Below are 16037 nucleotides of genomic sequence, written 5' to 3'. Positions count from 1 at the left end.
GAACGCACGGACGCAGGGACACGCGGACGCACGGACGCACGGACACGCGGACGCACGGACACGCGGACACGCGGACACGCGGACACACATGGACGACGGACGACGGAGGACGACCTGTGGCGCACGGCTTCGACAAGGACTTCTGGGAGCGGCACTGGCAGGAGAGGCGAGCCGAGGGCCCGGGATCGACGGGCGGCAACCCGCCGAACCCGTACCTCGCCCGTGAGGTCAGCGGCCTGACACCGGGCACGGCGCTGGACGCGGGGTGCGGTGCCGGTGCCGAGGCGATCTGGCTCGCCTCCCACGGCTGGGACGTCACCGCGGCCGACATCTCGTCCGAGGCCCTCGCGCACGCTGCCCGGCGGGCGGCGGTGAGCGGGGCCTCCGAGCGTGTGCGGTGGGTGGCGGCGGACCTGGGCGTCTGGCACCCGGACACGCGGTTCGACCTGGTCATGACCCACTACGCCCACCCGGCGATGCCCCAGCTGGACTTCTACGACCGCATCGCCGGCTGGGTGGCTCCCGGCGGCACGCTGCTCATCGTGGGGCACCTGCACACCCCGGAGTCCACCCCGCACGCCCCGGATTCCGCCGCCGAGCACGGGCACCACCCTCCTGCCGAAGCGTCGGTCACGTCCGCGGCCATCACCGCGCGCGTGGACGGCACGGAGTGGGAGGTCGTCACCGCCGAAGAGCACCGCCGCACGCTCACCGGCGGCGGGGGCCGGGCGGTCCCCCTCCACGACGTGGTCGTGCGCGCCACCAAACGGCGAGGGTGACCGGAAAGCGAGGGTGACCGAAAAAGGGGAACCCCCTCGCGTGTGCGAGGGGGTTCCCCTTCGTCTGTGCGCCGCCAGGGACTCGAACCCCGGACCCGCTGATTAAGAGTCAGCTGCTCTAACCAACTGAGCTAGCGGCGCCTGCTGACGTCGTAGACATTAGCACCCGGATCGGCATGGAGGAAAATCGCTGTCCGCAGGCCGGAACCGGGGGCGTTCCCGCTGGTCGGAGCGGTGACCGTGGCAGCGGGCGGAGGGGTGGTCACCGGGCCCGGAGCTGTGTCGTCCGCCACGTGGGGGAGGGGTACGCGGTCCGGCCCGGCCCCGCGGACGGGGGCACGGGTGAGTGCGCGGGAGGCGTGGCCGGGCGCGGTACGGGGCCGGTGGAGGCCGTCGGTCCGGCCGGGCTCGTACCGCGGCCCGGGCTCCGGTCGCCGCGCGGGCCCCGTTCTTCGCGCTCTCCATGTGCTCCGCTCCGGGCGCGGGCCGCCCGTACACAGGCCCAGAGCAGCACGTCCGGTCCGGGCAGCCAGGGGTGGCGGACGTCGGGTGCCACCACCCAGCACGGCCCCGACGGGGCGCCGGGCGCGAGCGGCGGTACGGTCACGGCGTCGCCCGTGCCATGGCACAGCAGCGCCGGCAGGGCGTTGTCGCGTCCCCCGTGACCCGAGCCGCCCCACTCCTCCCAGGAGAGCAGGGACGGCAGTCGCTGGGCGGTGCCGGGCGTGGCGAAGAGCAGCGTGCGGCCGCGGTGCGTGGCGACCGGGCCGGAGCCCGGACCGTCGAACCACAGGTGGTCCAGCATGCGCCGGCCGAAGACCGCGGGCGCGCTCACCACGTCGAAGGCCGTACCGCAGGGCAGGACGCCGGGCGTGCGGGGACGGGCGGCCCAGCCGGAGAGCGTGGCGCCGGGAGCCGGACCGGCGGACGCGAGCCAGTCCGCGCCCGCCGGGGTGACACGCGCGGTCAGGTGCCGGGCCGCCTCCCACGGGGCGCCGAGGAGACCGGCGCGGCACGCGTCGTCGCCGGCTCCTGGGCTCAACGGGTCTTCATCTCGTGGCCATGCGCTCATGACGTCAGGTGTACCGGGAGGGAGGGTTCCTCTCCCGGTGCTTCGGGGAAAGCACGGCAGACCGGGGCGAGAGGGAGTAACCTGCCCCGCCCTCGGCATATGCCATCCGGGTACGGTGTCCGGCCCAGGCCGCCGACCGGGTAACCGGCGCCGCTCCTCGACGGGCGGACCTCACCGGTCGTGTTGCCGGGAGGGGCGCTGCTTTCGCAACACGCCCTAGACGTCGGCCAAGCCGTTGCCCCGCAGCAGGTCCCGGCCGAACTCGACCATCTTCTTGGCATAGTCCTCGGTCCATTCCGCGCGTCGCGCGATGTCCGCGGTCGTGAGCCGGTCGAAGCGGCGCGGATCGGCGAGCTGGGCGGCGGCGACGGCCTGGAACTCGACGGCCCGGTCGGTCGCCGCCCGGAACGCGAGCGTCAGCTCGGTCGCCCTGGCCAGCAGCTCCGCGGGCTCCTCGATCGATTCGAGGTCGAAGAAGTGCTCGGGGTCGGCGACCGCCTCCGAGGGCTCGAAGAGCAGCGGCGCGGGCCTGAGCCGCCGCTCGCTCCGCTCGGGATCCGCCATGTGTGTGTCCTCCTGCTCGTGCTCTCGTGCTGTTCGTGCGCGTACCGGCCGACTTGGGCCACCTTCCATTCTCCCGCCCGCCGCAAGGGGGCCTTCGGGCGTGCGGTCCCCGGCGTGCGCGCGGGGCGCGAGGGGCGCGGGGCGTGCGGGGGCGGGGCGTTCCCGGGAAGTGGACACCGCGGACGCCCGCGGCCACCGATGAGTTTCCGGGCCCGCACCGGTCGACAGTGGCAGGAAGCGCGCCCGCGCCCCGCTGCACCCGTGACAACGACAACGGCTGACGGAGGTACCGATGGTCACCGAAGGATTCACCACCTGTCTCTGGTTCGACGGACAGGCGGAAGAAGCGGCGAACCACTACATCTCGATCTTCAAGAACTCCCGGCTCGGCCGCGTCACCCGTTACAACGAGGCCGGGCCCGGGGCCGTCGGCTCCGTCATGGTCGTGGAGTTCGAGATCAACGGGCAGAAGTTCGTCGGGCTGAACGGCGGTCCGGAGTTCACGTTCAACGAGGCCGTCTCGTTCCAGATCCGCTGCGCCGACCAGGACGAGGTGGACCACTACTGGTCCGCGCTCAGCGAGGACGGCGAGGAGGGCCCGTGCGGCTGGCTCAAGGACAAGTACGGCGTGTCCTGGCAAGTCGTCCCGGAGGCGCTCATCGACATGATCGCCGACGCGGACCCGGAGAAGGCGAGGCGGGCCACGGAGACGATGATGACGATGGGCAAGTTCGACATCGCGGCCCTCCGCGCGGCCTACGAAGGCGAGTAGCGGTACGAGCCGCCCCGGGCCCGGGGCGGCTCGTACCGCCTACGGCTGCCAGCTCACCCGGTGCTCCGACAGCCTCGCCAGCACCGCGTGGTTCGCCTCCCAGCCGTCCGGGAATTTGACCGTGACCCCGAGCTGGACGGGCTCCGTCGAGGGATGCTCGTCCAGCAGGTCCGACACGCCGGCCCGGCACACCACGACGCAGGCGTGCCGGTGCCGGGAGGCGAGGACGCACAGCCGTCCCGTCTCCAGGTGGAACGCCGTCGCGTCCGGCCGCCCGGACAACGGGTGGAGCACGACGGTGACGTCGAACTCCCGGCCCTGGAGCCGGTTCGCCGTGTCCACGGCGACCCCGCTCACGCCCAGTTCCGCGAGCGCCGCCCGGACCGCCGCCGCCTGGTCGCGGTGGGCCGTGCCGACGGCGATCCGGTCGGCCGTCACCGGCCGCGGGCCGGAGGAGCGCTCGCTGGTCGCCGCCGCGCCCCGGTCGAGCAGCCGCCGCACGACCAGGGCCACGGCCCGTACCGCCTCGGGGTCCGTCCGGGGCGTACGGCGGGCGGGCAGCTCCAGCAGGCCCCAGCCCGACTCCGCCGCCTCGTCCAGCACCCGGTCGGGACCCGAGCCGTCGGACGGCACGCCGAAGGCGAGGGTCCGCTCGCCGTGCGCCGTACCGCTGCGGAAGGGCGTGTAGGGGTAGAACGCGTCCGACACCAGCGGCGCCGCCGACGCGGGCAGCCGCCAGGAGACCGGCAGCCGGTGCTGGGGGAGGTCCGGGTTGTGCGCGAGGAGCGTGGACACGGCGCTCGCCGAGGGGTCGTACGACAGCCCCGCCCACTGGTCCGCGCCGACCACGCTGAACGGGTCCAGCTGGCCGGGGTCGCCGACGAACAGCGCGCGCTCGAAGAGCCCGGCGACCGCGAGCAGCGCGTCCGAGCGCATCTGGTACGCCTCGTCCACGATCGCGTGGCTCCACGGCTCGACGCCCTGGACGTGCGCCCACTTCGCGGCCGTCGAGATGACGATGTCGAGCCCGGCCAGGTCGGCGGCCTTCGCGGACTTGCGGACGTTCGGCAGGTCGTCGAGCATTTTGTCGTAGGGATCGGGGTCGTTGCTGTGCAGTCGGCCGACGGGCAGCTCCGGGTCCTTCTCGGCGAGCCGCACGACGAGGTCGTCCACCTGCGCGTTGGTCTGCGCGACGACCATGAGCGGCCGCCCGGCCGCGGCCAGTTCGCGCGCCGCCCGCACGACGAGCGTCGACTTGCCCGCGCCGGGCGGGGAGTCCACGACGACGCCGCGGTGCGGGCCGTGGAGGGTGTCGCGCAGGATCGCGTCGGTGGCCCGGCCGGCGGCGGCCCCGGGGTCGAAGCCGGCGGCCGCGTCCGCGGGGCCGGTGGCGATGTCGAACCCGAGGTCGCCGGGTGACCGGCGGCCGGATGACCGACTGCCGGCCGACGGGGCGCCGGCGTTCGGACCGTCGGCCGGCCGGCCCGCGGGGTCGGGGCCGTGAGTGGCGGGCGCGGTCAAAGGAAGTCCTCCTCGGTCATGGGGTCGGGGCCGACGGCCGCGTCGGTCCCCGTGCGGCCGTACGAACCGGGCGCCGCCCCCGAGTCGTCCGGCGCGCCGACGCCCGGCGACCCGTCCGCCCCCGGCGGGCCGCCATGGGTCCAGGGCGTGTCCTCGGGGTCCGGCAGCTTCGGCCCGCCGCGCTGGTCGTGCTCGAACAGCGTCCAGGCGATCCGGTCGCCCTTCTCCGGCACCGAGCCGGGCGCGGGATCCTTGGCCCGGCCCATGCGGTCGGTCAGCCGCAGCACCGGCGAGCCGTCCTCCTCGTACCGCACGAACTCGGCGGACTGCGGTTTGCCGTCCAGCGAGCGGTACACCTTCACGCCCTCGCCCAGCTGCGGCCGGTCGTCGGTGCGGACGGTGACCAGGGGGCGGGGGCTCGGGCGCCTGCTCTCGCTGTACGCCATCACCACCTCCGTCACCTCGCTCAGGAACGCCTCGCCGGACAGCCTGCGGCCCGCGAGCACCAGCGGATCGTCCAGTGCCTCCTGCGCCTCCAACTGGCTCTGGGCGCTCTCCCGCGAGGCGAGCTTCTGCGCGGCGGTCACCGCGTCGTCGCGGCGGGGCTGCGGTGGCTCCCCGGCCCGCACCCGGTCGCGGTGCCCGGTGAACGACCAGCGGTCGCGGGTCCAGCGGTCGGTGACCCGTCCGCCCTCCGGCAGCTCCCGCAGCAGGTCGAGGGCGTGCCAGACCGAGTCCCAGGTGGGCCGCATGACGTCCGCGAGCAGGGCGCGGATCGCGCGCTCGGCGGCGGTGAGCCGGGCGAGCCGCTCCTCCGCCCGGGGCCCGTCCTCCGCCGCGGCGAGGGCCTGGCGGGCGCGGTCGTACGCCTCGACGGCCGGGGCGAGCAGCTTGTTGTCGAACGCCGGGTCCGTCGCCGGTCCGGCCGGCGGGCACACCAACTGACCGGCAGGGTCCCGGTCCAGCTCCGCGTGGAGCGCCGCGTCGGCGCCGCTGAGCGACCCCGGCGGGTCGATCCAGGCGAGCAGCGCGCCGAGGTGCTGGTCCTCCAGGCTCGACTGGCCGGTCGCCCAGTGCCGGTTCAGCAGGTCGGTCGCCGCGACCAGCAGCGAGGAACCGGGCACCCGGGCGCGCTCGCCGTAGTGCGTCAGCCAGCGGCCGAGCAGGGGGACGCGGGGCGGGGCGGGGTACGCGGCGTCGGGGTCCTCCTCCGCCGTGCGCCGGAACCGCATCGAACGCCCCAGCAGCCGGACGAAGTCGACCCCCGGCCGGCTGGGCACGACGATCTGCGGCGCGTCCGCGCACAGCTCGACCGTGACCTTGACGCGCTTGCCGGTCTCCGGGTCCGCCTCGGACCGCTCGGCCGGCTCCACGGCGTCGGCGTACTCGTCGAGGTACGGCAGGACGGCCTCGGCCAGCTCGCCGAGGAACGCGAACCGCAGATCCCGGTCGCGGGGCTGGGCGACCGTCAGCAGCCGCGGGGCGTCCCGCTCGGTCCCGACGAGCGCCCCGAGGGGTGCCCCGGCCTCGCCGGCCGTCGTCAGCGGTACGAACACGAGGGGCCGGTCGGAGATCCGCCGGTGCCGGACCGTGGCCAGCGGCTGCGCGCTGCCGCCCGCGACGGCCTCCATCCGGGCGAGCGTGCTGATCAACGACATCAGGACTCCGTCCGGGCCGGGGCGGACCGGCCGTGGCCGTGGCCGGTCGCGGCCGCTTCACCGGTGCCGGCGCGAGAGCGAGTGCTGGTGGTCGCGCCGGACGGCATGGTCCCGTCCGTCGACGCGGCCCCGCACGCGGAGAGGCTCCCGGCCGGCCCCGGACCGTCCCGGCCGTCCCCTCCTCCGGTGCGCCCGGGGGCCACCGCCGCGCTGCTCGCCAGTGCCTCCGCCCGCAGCTCCGCCGCCCTGCGCAGCGCCGCCACCGTCGGGTCCCGGGGGTCCCCCGACTCCCCGTGGGCCGCCGCCAGCACCGACGCGACCGTCGTCAGGCCGCCCAGCTCGCCCCGTACGCCCCGGCCCAGCGCCTCCACCGCGTCCGCCTCCCGGGACCGGGCGCGACAGTGGAAGGCCAGCTCGCAGGCCGCCAGGCACTCCGGCGCGTAGGAGGCGGAGACGGAGTCGACCGCCGCCGTCAGCTCGTCGCCCGAGCAGCGCTCCAGGTCGAAGGTCGTGCCCTCCGGGACCGTGTCCGCGATGTCCTCGATGCGGGTCAGCCGCGCCAGCTGCCGACGCGTCACGGAGAGCTGTTTGCGCACGTCCACGAGCGACGCGGTCGGCAGGTTCGAGAAGTCCTTCGGACAGACCAGCAGCACCCGGTCGGCCACCTCCGCGCCCGCCGTGCGCGCGGCGACCCGCTCCAGGGCCAGCACGTACACCGCCGCCTGCCGCGCCGCCGCGCCCACCTTCGACGGGTCGGCCGAGCCGTCGATCATCGGGAAGGACTTGATCTCCACGACCGTCCACCGCCCGTCCGGGCGCACCACCACCGCGTCCGGCTCCAGATACGCGGGCGAGCCCGCCACCTCCAGCGCCAGCAGGGGATGGTCCAGCAGCGTCCAGCCCCCGGACCCGGTGGCCTCGCGCAACGCCAGGGCCGTACGGGCCACCCGCCCCTCCGGCCCGGACGCCGACAGATCGGGGGTGGCGGCGGCGCCGGGCCCGGGCGGCGGCTCCGTGCCGCCGAGCCGCTCCACCAGCAGCCGCAGCAGTTCCGTACCGCCGTCGGCCTTCACCCTGGCCTCGAACGCGTTCCCCCGCATGAAGGCGAACTGGGACTGTCCGAACGGCGTCGGCGCGCCCAGCGCCGACGCGAGCGCCCCCTTGTCGACCCCGGCGCTGTCCAGCAGCGCCCGTCGTCGGCAGCCCGGGTTGGCCGCGAGGGCCGCCAGCGCGCGGGCATCGAGGGGATGCGGCGCGAGGGTCGGTCCGCGCAGCTCAGCGAGCCGTCGCCGGAGTGTCGTCTGCGGAAGGGGCGCCGACGGCGTCCTCGGCTCCGGCACCGGCCGTGCCGCCGGTGCCGGTGGGGGTGCCGGCGCGGGTCCGCTGCCCAGGGAATCGCTCACCCGCCGAAGTCTCGCATCCGCCGCTGACAATGGCGGCGGGACGGGTCGGGAACGGCGCGGTCACCGGCGCCGCGCCGGGTTCGGGAGCGGCGCCGAGCGCGTCGGGGAGCCGCCCCTCGGACCGTGCGCGCCGCTCGCGTACGCGTGCTCCCCGGAGGCGGTCGGCGGCCCGCGTCACGGGCTTGACCAGCAGCCCTCCGAGCACCACCACCGCGGCACCGCCCACCGCGTCCAGGAAGTAGTGGTTCGCCGTCCCCATCACCACCACCGTGATGACCAGCGGATAGACCACCCCCAGCCACTTCACCGGCGGCGTGCGGGCGTACCGCCACATCATGACGCCGCACCACACCGCCCAGCCGACGTGCAGGCTCGGCATCGCCGCGTACTGGTTGGTCATCCCACCGAGACCGCGCGGGGCGCTCGCCTCGCTGCCCCACCACCCGTACGCGCTGTACTGCGCCATCGTGTCGACGAAGCCGTGCTCCGCGGCCAGCAGCCGGGGCGGGCACGTCGGCATGAGGACGAAACCGACCAGGCCGAGGACCGTGGCGCACAGGATCCAGACGCGGGCGCTCCGGTAGACGTCCGGCCGGCGGCGGAACAGCCAGACGAGGATGCCCGGGGTGACCACGTAGTGGAGCGCCGCGTAGAGGAAGTCGGCGGGTATTCCGATGGCCGGGGTGCTCGTGAACAGCCGGTTGAGCGGGTGCTCCAGATTGAGGAACAGCGCCTGCTCCACGCGCAGGATCGCCAGACCGTGCTCGACGGCCGTCGACACGTCCCCGCCGGCCAGCAGGCGGACCGCCGAGTACGCGGCGTAGATCACGAGAACCAGCGGCAGCTCCGCCCACCAGCGCGGCCGGTGTCCCGCGGTCGGCGTGGGGCTGGCGGCGGCGCTGGCGCTGTACGGCAACGGCATCCGGGCGGTCTCCATCGTGAGTTCATACAGCTTTGGGCCGACGTTCAACCGTACGGCGTACGTCCTCGGGGCCTTCGCCCGGGTGTCTCCGGGACACCCGTTCGACAGCATCGGCCGGACGGAGAGTGGGACGCCGGGATTCCGCCCGCGGTTGCCCCCGAAAGGCCGGCCTTCGTTCAGGTGCGCGATGATGGGGCGGCATCAGTTGTGAACTTTCAGGGAGAGCCCTCCATGGCACCGCGCATCCTGCTCGCCCGGCACGGCCAGACCGCCTGGTCGCTGTCCGGACAGCACACCGGCAGGACGGACATACCGTTGCTCGAGGAGGGCCGCCGGGGCGCCAAGCTGCTCGGGGAGCGGCTGCACCGCGCTCCCTGGTCAGGGCTCCCCTACGCGGAGATCCGCACCAGCCCGCTGGCGCGCGCGAGCGAGACCTGTGCGCTGGCGGGCTTCGGGGAGCGCGCGGACGCGTGGGACGCGCTGATGGAGTTCGACTACGGCGCGTACGAGGGCATGACACCGACGCAGATCACGGCGGACCGGCCGGACTGGTTCATCTGGCGGGACGGCGTCCCGGACGGCGAGAGCCTGGCGGAGGTCTCCGCGCGCGCGGACGAGGTCGTCGCCTGGGCGCGATCGGCGGACCGGGACGCCCTGGTCTTCGCGCACGGCCACATCCTGCGCGCGATCGGCGCGCGCTGGCTGGGCGAGGACATTTCCTTCGCGGCGCGCATCCGGCTGGCGCCCACGTCGCTGTCGGTCCTGGGCTGGGCGTACGGGAGCCCGGCCATCGAGGTGTGGAACGACACGGCGCACCTGGAGGTCTGACGGCCGGCCGCAGGCCGCTGACAGCTGACAGCTGACCGCCGGCCGCCGGCCGCTGACCGGCAGTCCGACGGCAGACCGCCGACCGCCGGCGGCCCCGCCGTACCGCCCTTCCGCCGTACCGCTTCGTGCGTCTCCGGATGACGCGCGTCCGGCCTCCGCGTGTCCGGCTGTGCGTGTACGCGCGTGGTCACGCGCGCGGGTCCGTCGCGGCGTGCCGCTCCAGGAACGTCGCCACCTCCGGCAGCCGCCGCTGCGGCAGCAGCGCGCGCACCGTCGCCGCGAGCCGCGTGTGGATGCGCGACGACTGCACCTGGTCCAGCAGGTCCAGCGCCTGGTGCCCGGCCGCCGCCGCCTCGTCCGGGGCGCCCGCGCGGGCCAGGTTCGTGGCCAGCTCGGCGCGGTAGAGCGCGAGGTTGCGGGCGAAGTGCGGGTCCTGGAGGGCGGTGGCCCGGTACACGTGGCGGGCCGCCCGCCGCGCGTCGCCGAGCGCGGCGTGGCAGAGCGCTTTCTGCGCCTCCAGTTCGGGTTCGCCGAAGAAGGACATCCACTCGGGATCCGCGTCCGACGGGCCCCGGTCGAAGTACGCGACGGCCCGGGTCAGCGTCCGTTCGCAGCCCGCCCGGTCGCCGGCCTCGGCCCAGCCGGCGGCCTCCCGCAGGGAGAGCAGCGCCAGCAGCCGGGACGAGCCGAGCTGCGCGGCGGCGCGCAGTCCCGCCTGGGCGGCGCGTACCGCTTCCCGGTACCGGCCCGAATCCCGGGCCAGGAACGAGGTGTTGGCGAAGGCGTGTGCCTCGACCGCCGGGTCGTTCGCGACGCGCGCCGTCGCGAGCGCCTCGGCGTAGTGGGAGCGCGCGTCGTCGAACCGGCCGGAGTCGTGGGCGAGCCAGCCGACCGAGATGGACAGCTCGCCGGCGCCGGTGTGCAGCCGCTCGGCGGTGGACCGGCGGGTGGGGGTGCCCGCGTCCAGCAGTGCGTACGCGGCGCGCAGCGGCTGGGCCGCCTGCCGGTAGAGCCCGTCGGCACCGTGCCGGTCGTCGAGCAGCCGGATCCGCCGTACGGCCTCCTCGACGGCGCTGACCTCGGCCTCGCCGACCCGCCGTGAGCCCGCCTCGCGGGGGCCGGGAACGGCGGCCTCGGCGGATCCGCCGAGGCCCAGGGACACGGCCGCCACGGCGGCGGGGCCGGTCGTCATGAATGCGCGACGCAACACGTCGCTCTCCTCGCTGGTGTCGCCGGTGTGGTTCGTCGCCGGGGTCATGGCCAGGGCGGTCGCGGGGCCCCCGGCCGGGGCTGTTGCCGGATCCACGGCCGAGGCCGAGGCCGTCGCCTGGATCGGGGCAGGGGCAGGGGTACGGGCGGCTCTGCCGCGTACCTGCTCCCGTGGCAGGAAACCCAGGTCCCTCAGGGTCAGTCCGGGAAACATGTGCAGGAAGACCCGTTCGTACGCGTAGTTGGGACAGCGGATCTCGCCTGCTTCCACCCGTCCGATATAACGTGCGTCGCAGGCGACTTGCTCACCGATCTCCCGCGCGGCCCTGCGCACGGCGGCGGCGAACTCCCCCGGCGACCGCTGGGCGCGCAGCCGACGGAAGGCGAGATTGGGAACTGACCGAGACGACGCCATGGCCGAGAGCCCTCTCCTGGTACAGCCGTTGTTCCGGCGGGCACGAACGTACCGGGTGTGACGAGTCGTTTACCCAGGGTTTGCCCACAAAACCGGATATCTCACCCGCGATCTGCCATGAACTGCCATCCTTTGCGGCGGCGTGCCGCCGTAGCCGTTGACGCCGCCCCGCCGTTGAACCGTGCGGAGACGCCGCTCGACCGTGTCTCCGCAGGTTTCAACGCGTCTGTCGTTTCAACGCGTCCGTGCTCGACGAGGAGGGTCCCCTTGTTGGAGTTGCAGTTGGAGTCGGAGTCGGAGGCCGGGGCGGAAGGCGGCCGTGCCGCACGGCCGACGGACCGGCACGCGCCGGGCCGGGAGGCGGGTCCCGCGCGGGCGGACGACGAGGAACCCTGTGATCTGGTGACCGTTCCCGTCCGGCAGGGCCTGGAAGCCGTCGACATCCTCCGCCGCGCCGCCACCCCCGAGGTCGGCCCCGTCCTGCTCGACGACCTCTGTGACACCGTCGGCTTCCTGGTCCCCCCGGGCACGGCGGCGGCCTGGGACCTCCCGGGCAGCGACTGCACCCGGATGAACGGCCGGGGCCTGTGGGTGCGCTCGTGCTGGTTGCTGCCGCCCGAGACGGCGGGGAGGGTGACGGATCCGGCGATGCTGAGGGAGGCGTTGGGGGAGGCGGCGAGGCTGATCGAGGCGGCGGACGGGTGCCATGAGGGCCGCCGGTAGGGGGCCGGTACCCGGTACAGGGACCGACGCCGGAACCGAGGTGAGGAACCGGTGCCGGGAGGCCGGTGTCGGGAGGCCGGGACGCGAACCGCCCGCACCGGGCACGGCTCCCGCCCCCGGATAATGGCACCGTGGCCAAGAACACCCGCCGCGCCGCCCCCACCGCGGCCCAGGACGTCGACACCGGCGTCGCCCAGCTCATACCCGACCCCGACCGGCGCCGGGCCTGGACGCTGCTCGTCGACGGGGCGCCGCAGTCGCACGTCGACCTCGACGACCCCGCCCACCTCTCGTTCGCCTACCAGCGCCGGCTCGGCCATGTCGTCGACCTGCTGGCCCCCGCCCGCCGGCCGCTGCGCGTCGTCCACCTCGGCGGCGGGGCGTTCACCCTGGCCCGGTACGTCGCGGCCACCCGGCCCCGTTCGACCCAGCAGGTGGTGGAGGTGGACGCGGGGCTCGTCCGGTTCGTACGGGAGTGGCTGCCCCCGGCCGCCGACGCGCGCATCCGCGTCCGGTCCACCGATGCCCGCGTCGGGCTGGCCAAGGTGCCGGACGGCTGGGCGGACCTGGTGATCGCCGACGTCTTCGACGGCGCCCGCACCCCCGCGCACCTCACCAGCGCCGAATTCCTGGACGACGTACGACGGGCCCTGACCCCGGACGGCTGGTACGCCGCCAACCTGGCCGACGGGCCGCCCCTCGGCCACCTGCGCGGACAGGTCGCCACCGCGGGCACCGCCTTCGAACGGCTCGCGCTCGTCGCCGACCCGGCCGTGCTGCGCGGCCGGCGCTTCGGCAACGCGGTGCTGGTCGCCTCGGACCGGGAGCTGCCCGTGGCCGAGCTCACCCGCCGCGTCGCGGGCGATCCGCACCCGGGCCGCGTCGAACACGGCCGGGCGCTCGCCGACTTCACCGGGGGCGCCGTCGCCGTACGGGACGCGACCGCGAAGGCGTCCCCCGCGCCTCCGGCCGGCGCGTTCGACTGAGCCGCATACGTCCGGCGGAGCGGACGTGGCCGGGCACTGTCCGCTCCGCCGGACGGTCAGCTGGTCAGCTGGTCAGGACGCGGAACAGAGCGTGTCCTTTTCGGGCATCTTTCCCTCGACGAGGAAGCGCGTGGTGGTGTTCAACGCGCAGGGGTTGCCGCTGATGACGTAGGCGCCGTGTCCGCTGGCGTCGACGCTGAGCAGCCGGGACCGGTCCCTGAACTTCTGACGCAGCAGCTTCCCGCCCTCGTGCGGTGTCGCCGGGTCGCGCAGGTTCTGCACGATCAGCACGTTCCGCGGTCCGTCGTCGTTGATCGCGACCGGTCGCTCGGCCTTCGTCCAGAAGGCGCAGGGCGTGATGTTGGCGGCGGCGGCGCCGAACAGGGGGTAGCGCTCGCGGTCCTCGGCGACACCCCGCCGATAGGTGTCGACGTCCTCGGGCCACTCGACGTCGTTGCAGGTCACGGACGCGAACACCGACAAGGGGTTGTCGGCCGGTGACGGCGCCCCGCTCGCCGTGGCGTTCTCCGACCGCAGGCGGCGCAGCGCCGCGTCGTCGCCGCTGTTCAGCGCCCGCCACTGCTCGGCCAGCTTGGGGTACTGCGCCTCGTTGAACAGGAAGGCGAAAGTGAGCTGGCGGAACAGGCCGCCGTCGAAGCCCTCCGTCGGAGCCTTGTCGAGCCGCTCGGCGAGGGCGAAGTAGGTCGCGCGGACCTCCGCGGGAGTGCGGCCCAGGCCATAGTCGTCGTGCCGTGCGGCCGCCCACTTCGCGAAGGCGGGGAACGTCTGCTCCACGCCCAGGGCGTAGCGGCGCATGCCGTCGCGGTCGAGGTGGGTGTCACCGATGTTGCTGTCGAGCACGATCCGGTCGGAGCGCCCGGGGAACATCGACGCGTAGGCGGCGCCCAGTGCCGTGCCGTAGGAGTAGCCCAGGTAGCTGGTCTTCTCCTCGCCGAGCGCGGCCCGGATCCGGTCCAGGTCGCGGGCGGTGTTCGCCGTCGTCATCTGGCGCAGCCGGCCGTCGTGGTCATGGCGCGCGCACTGCTCGGCCACCTGCTCGGCGACCTTCGCCCGCGCGGTGACCGCCGCGTCGTCGACCGCGTAGGGCGGAACGTTGGCGATGTAGGGGCTGTCGTCCGTGAACCCGCAGCTCACCGGTGCCGAGTGCCCGATGCCGCGGGTGTCCATCCCGATCACGTCGTACCTGTCGGTGACGCTGCTGGGCAGGCCCAGGGACACCAGTTGCGCCGACAGCGCCAGCCCCGACCCGCCGGGACCGCCCGGGTTGAGCATGAGTATGCCGCGCCGCTCGTCCGGGTCCGTGCGGGCCAGCCGGGAGATCATGAGGTCGATCCGGGCGCCCCCGGGGTCGGCGTAGTCCACCGGCACGGACACGGTGCCGCACTGCAGGGTCGTCGGTGCGGCTTCGGCCACCACGTCCTCGGGACAGGCGCCCCACCGCACCTGCGGTGCCCGCGGCCCGTCCGCCACGGCGGGCGGCGCGAGCAGCGAGCCGCCGAGGCCGAGGCCGAGGACGACCGCCAGGACCGAGCTCCGGCCAATACCGTGTTGTCGTTTCATGTCACGTCTCCGCATCCCCGTCTCACGGTTGTGGTCGTCGCCATCTCACTCCGTGCCCCGAGGGCATGGTCAACACGGTCCCGCCCGCGTAAGTGGACCGGCGCGGCCGTGGGTTGACCATGCCCCAGGGGCATGGTCTTGAATGGATCCCCTTCCCGGAGCCGAGCCCGCCGGCCGACCGGCGGCGGGACACCGACGGTGACGAGGAACGGAGCACCCCAGGAAAGGGCCCGCCGGTGGCGTGGAGCACGAGTGAGCTGGCCGAACTCGCCGGCACGACACTGAAAACCGTCCGGCACTATCACAAGATCGGCTTGCTGGACGAGCCGGAACGAGCGGCCAACGGCTACAAGAGGTACGGCGTCACGCACCTGGTCCGCCTGCTGCGCATCCGCAGGCTGGTCGACCTCGGCCTGCCGCTGTCCGACGTCCCCGCGGTCGAGGCCGCCGACGAGAGGGCGGAGGAAATCCTGCGCGCCCTGGACGCGGAACTCGCGGCGAGCATCGAACGTCAGCAGCGGATGCGACGGGAACTGGCGGCGGTCCTGGACAACCGGGGCTCGATCGACCTGCCGGCGGACTTCGAGGCACTCGCCGACGGCCTGCCGGAGGGACAGCGATCCTTCTTGGTGGCGTACTCCAGCATTCTCACCCCCTCGGCGATGTCCGCGCTCCAGAAGCAGTTCTCGGAGCCTCGCAGCGATGTCGGCGCGCGGTTCGAGACCCTCCCCGCGGACGCGCCCGAGGACGTGCGGCGGCAGCTCGCGCGACGCCTCGCGCCCGAAGTCCGCAAACAGCGGGAGGACCATCCGGTCCTGAGTGACCTGGCGGCTTCCTCCCGTCGGAGTGGGGCGGTCACCCAGTCGGTTGTCGTGCAGTCATTGGTCGAGTTCTACAACGAGGCCCAGCTCGACGTCCTGCGACGCTTGCACGCGTTGCTCGCGGAGGACGACGCCGGGCGCGGGGACGACGTCGGGCGCGGGGACGACGGGCTCAGCGCTCGTCGAACTGCACCATCGGCGGATGCCCGTTCCACGTGCAGAACACCGACACCTCCCGGCCGTCCCGGGTGAACGTCACCCGGATCCAGGCCGGTTGTGTCCACACCTGCATCTGCCAGCCCGCCTCCGGCGTCGCCGAGACCAGTTCCGCCGACGTCTCCCCGATGTCGAAGACGACCCGCCCGCCCTCGACCTCGTAACTCTTCACCTCGCCGTCGGCGCCGCCCTGCGCGGAGGCCGCGCCCGGCTCCTCGTCCGGGCGGTCGGGCGGCGGGTTCTCCGAAGCCCGCGCCGACGAACTCGGCGATCGGGGCGGGCGGTTGTCGGCGTCGTCGTTCCGCCGGTCGGCCGCGGACGCCGAGGGGCCCGGCGGGCGCGCGGTCGGTGCCGGGCTCTCCGGGCGGTGCGTCGAGGAGGCCATGGGGCTCACCTCGGCCGCCGACGGGAGCGGAAGCGCGCGCGGCGGATCGTACGCCGTGCCGGACATCACCGTGTGGACCCCCCACCACGACAGCGTGACCGCAGCGCCCGTGGCGAGCGTCCATGCCAGAGCGTGTACGAGTCCAGTGCGCATCGGGGCCATAGTGCACCACCCGCGCCTCC

At 74.3% G+C, this 16037-nt stretch carries 14 protein-coding genes, 1 tRNA gene and 1 pseudogene; 6 read left to right on the top strand and 10 right to left on the bottom strand.

All coding sequences use genetic code 11. The annotated features are described in order from the left end of the window. Positions 1-116 precede the first annotated feature (116 nt). On the top strand, positions 117-779 hold the full coding sequence (locus ACU6P3_RS11795; protein ID WP_447197095.1) for a class I SAM-dependent methyltransferase: 663 nt from the start codon (positions 117-119) through the stop codon (positions 777-779). Between the two features lie 67 nt (positions 780-846). Here ACU6P3_RS11795 and ACU6P3_RS11790 read toward each other — a convergent pair. The 3 genes and pseudogenes from ACU6P3_RS11790 to ACU6P3_RS11780 all read right to left on the bottom strand — a co-directional run bounded on the left by ACU6P3_RS11790 (position 847) and on the right by ACU6P3_RS11780 (position 2415). Next, positions 847-920 (bottom strand) — tRNA-Lys (locus ACU6P3_RS11790). A 286-nt stretch (positions 921-1206) separates the two neighbouring features. Continuing rightward, a pseudogene (locus ACU6P3_RS11785) lies at positions 1207-1851 on the bottom strand (hypothetical protein); the annotation flags it as partial. 216 nt (positions 1852-2067) lie between these two features. Continuing rightward, positions 2068-2415: a DUF8844 domain-containing protein gene (locus ACU6P3_RS11780; protein ID WP_447197094.1), complete on the bottom strand. Its 348-nt coding sequence runs from the start codon at positions 2413-2415 to the stop codon at positions 2068-2070. Positions 2416-2707: 292 nt separating this feature from the next. Between ACU6P3_RS11780 and ACU6P3_RS11775 the strand changes: the two genes are divergently transcribed. Beyond that, positions 2708-3187 (top strand): VOC family protein, encoded by a 480-nt coding sequence (locus ACU6P3_RS11775; protein ID WP_447197093.1) that lies wholly within the window; start codon positions 2708-2710, stop codon positions 3185-3187. Between the two features lie 39 nt (positions 3188-3226). Here ACU6P3_RS11775 and ACU6P3_RS11770 read toward each other — a convergent pair whose 3' ends face one another. From ACU6P3_RS11770 to ACU6P3_RS11755, 4 genes are all read right to left on the bottom strand, one after another. Beyond that, a complete protein-coding gene (locus ACU6P3_RS11770; protein WP_447197852.1) occupies positions 3227-4582 on the bottom strand; it encodes an AAA family ATPase in 1356 nt (451 codons plus the stop codon). 122 nt (positions 4583-4704) lie between these two features. Then, positions 4705-6366, bottom strand: coding sequence for a hypothetical protein (locus tag ACU6P3_RS11765; protein WP_447197092.1), 1662 nt, complete (start codon positions 6364-6366; stop codon positions 4705-4707). Further along, positions 6366-7757, bottom strand: a complete 1392-nt coding sequence (locus ACU6P3_RS11760) for a hypothetical protein (RefSeq protein WP_447197851.1) — start codon at positions 7755-7757, stop codon at positions 6366-6368. Before ACU6P3_RS11760 ends, ACU6P3_RS11765 begins: the two co-directional genes overlap by 1 nt. After that, the gene (locus ACU6P3_RS11755; protein WP_447197091.1) at positions 7642-8706 is read right to left on the bottom strand and encodes a phosphatase PAP2 family protein; all 1065 of its coding nucleotides are present in this window, start codon (positions 8704-8706) and stop codon (positions 7642-7644) included. Before ACU6P3_RS11755 ends, ACU6P3_RS11760 begins: the two co-directional genes overlap by 116 nt. Before the next feature lie 216 nt (positions 8707-8922). On the opposite strand from ACU6P3_RS11755, the gene ACU6P3_RS11750 reads away from it, so the two are divergent. Continuing rightward, positions 8923-9519 carry a histidine phosphatase family protein gene (locus tag ACU6P3_RS11750; protein ID WP_447197090.1) on the top strand — a complete coding sequence of 199 codons (597 nt, stop codon included), beginning with the start codon at positions 8923-8925 and terminating at the stop codon, positions 9517-9519. A 187-nt stretch (positions 9520-9706) separates the two neighbouring features. Here the strand turns inward: ACU6P3_RS11750 and ACU6P3_RS11745 are convergent, their stop codons facing one another. Next, positions 9707-11143: an NsdA family TPR-like regulatory protein gene (locus ACU6P3_RS11745; RefSeq protein ID WP_447197089.1), complete on the bottom strand. Its 1437-nt coding sequence runs from the start codon at positions 11141-11143 to the stop codon at positions 9707-9709. Positions 11144-11419: 276 nt separating this feature from the next. On the opposite strand from ACU6P3_RS11745, the gene ACU6P3_RS11740 reads away from it, so the two are divergent. Next, positions 11420-11866, top strand: a complete 447-nt coding sequence (locus tag ACU6P3_RS11740; protein ID WP_447197850.1) for a hypothetical protein — start codon at positions 11420-11422, stop codon at positions 11864-11866. A 131-nt stretch (positions 11867-11997) separates the two neighbouring features. After that, positions 11998-12852: a spermidine synthase gene (locus tag ACU6P3_RS11735; protein WP_447197088.1), complete on the top strand. Its 855-nt coding sequence runs from the start codon at positions 11998-12000 to the stop codon at positions 12850-12852. A 72-nt stretch (positions 12853-12924) separates the two neighbouring features. Here the strand turns inward: ACU6P3_RS11735 and ACU6P3_RS11730 are convergent, their stop codons facing one another. Beyond that, entirely contained in the window at positions 12925-14433 is a 1509-nt protein-coding gene (locus tag ACU6P3_RS11730) for an alpha/beta hydrolase (RefSeq protein WP_447197087.1), read from the bottom strand. 236 nt (positions 14434-14669) lie between these two features. Between ACU6P3_RS11730 and ACU6P3_RS11725 the strand changes: the two genes are divergently transcribed. Beyond that, positions 14670-15506: a helix-turn-helix domain-containing protein gene (locus tag ACU6P3_RS11725; RefSeq protein ID WP_447197849.1), complete on the top strand. Its 837-nt coding sequence runs from the start codon at positions 14670-14672 to the stop codon at positions 15504-15506. Here ACU6P3_RS11725 and ACU6P3_RS11720 read toward each other — a convergent pair. Beyond that, entirely contained in the window at positions 15427-16008 is a 582-nt protein-coding gene (locus ACU6P3_RS11720) for a hypothetical protein (protein WP_447197086.1), read from the bottom strand. The two genes, ACU6P3_RS11725 and ACU6P3_RS11720, sit on opposite strands and share 80 nt — an antisense overlap. Between the last annotated feature and the right edge of the window lie 29 nt (positions 16009-16037).

The sequence above is a fragment of the Streptomyces hebeiensis genome (genome assembly GCF_052983195.1).
This window is presented reverse-complemented; position numbering and strand designations above follow the sequence as displayed.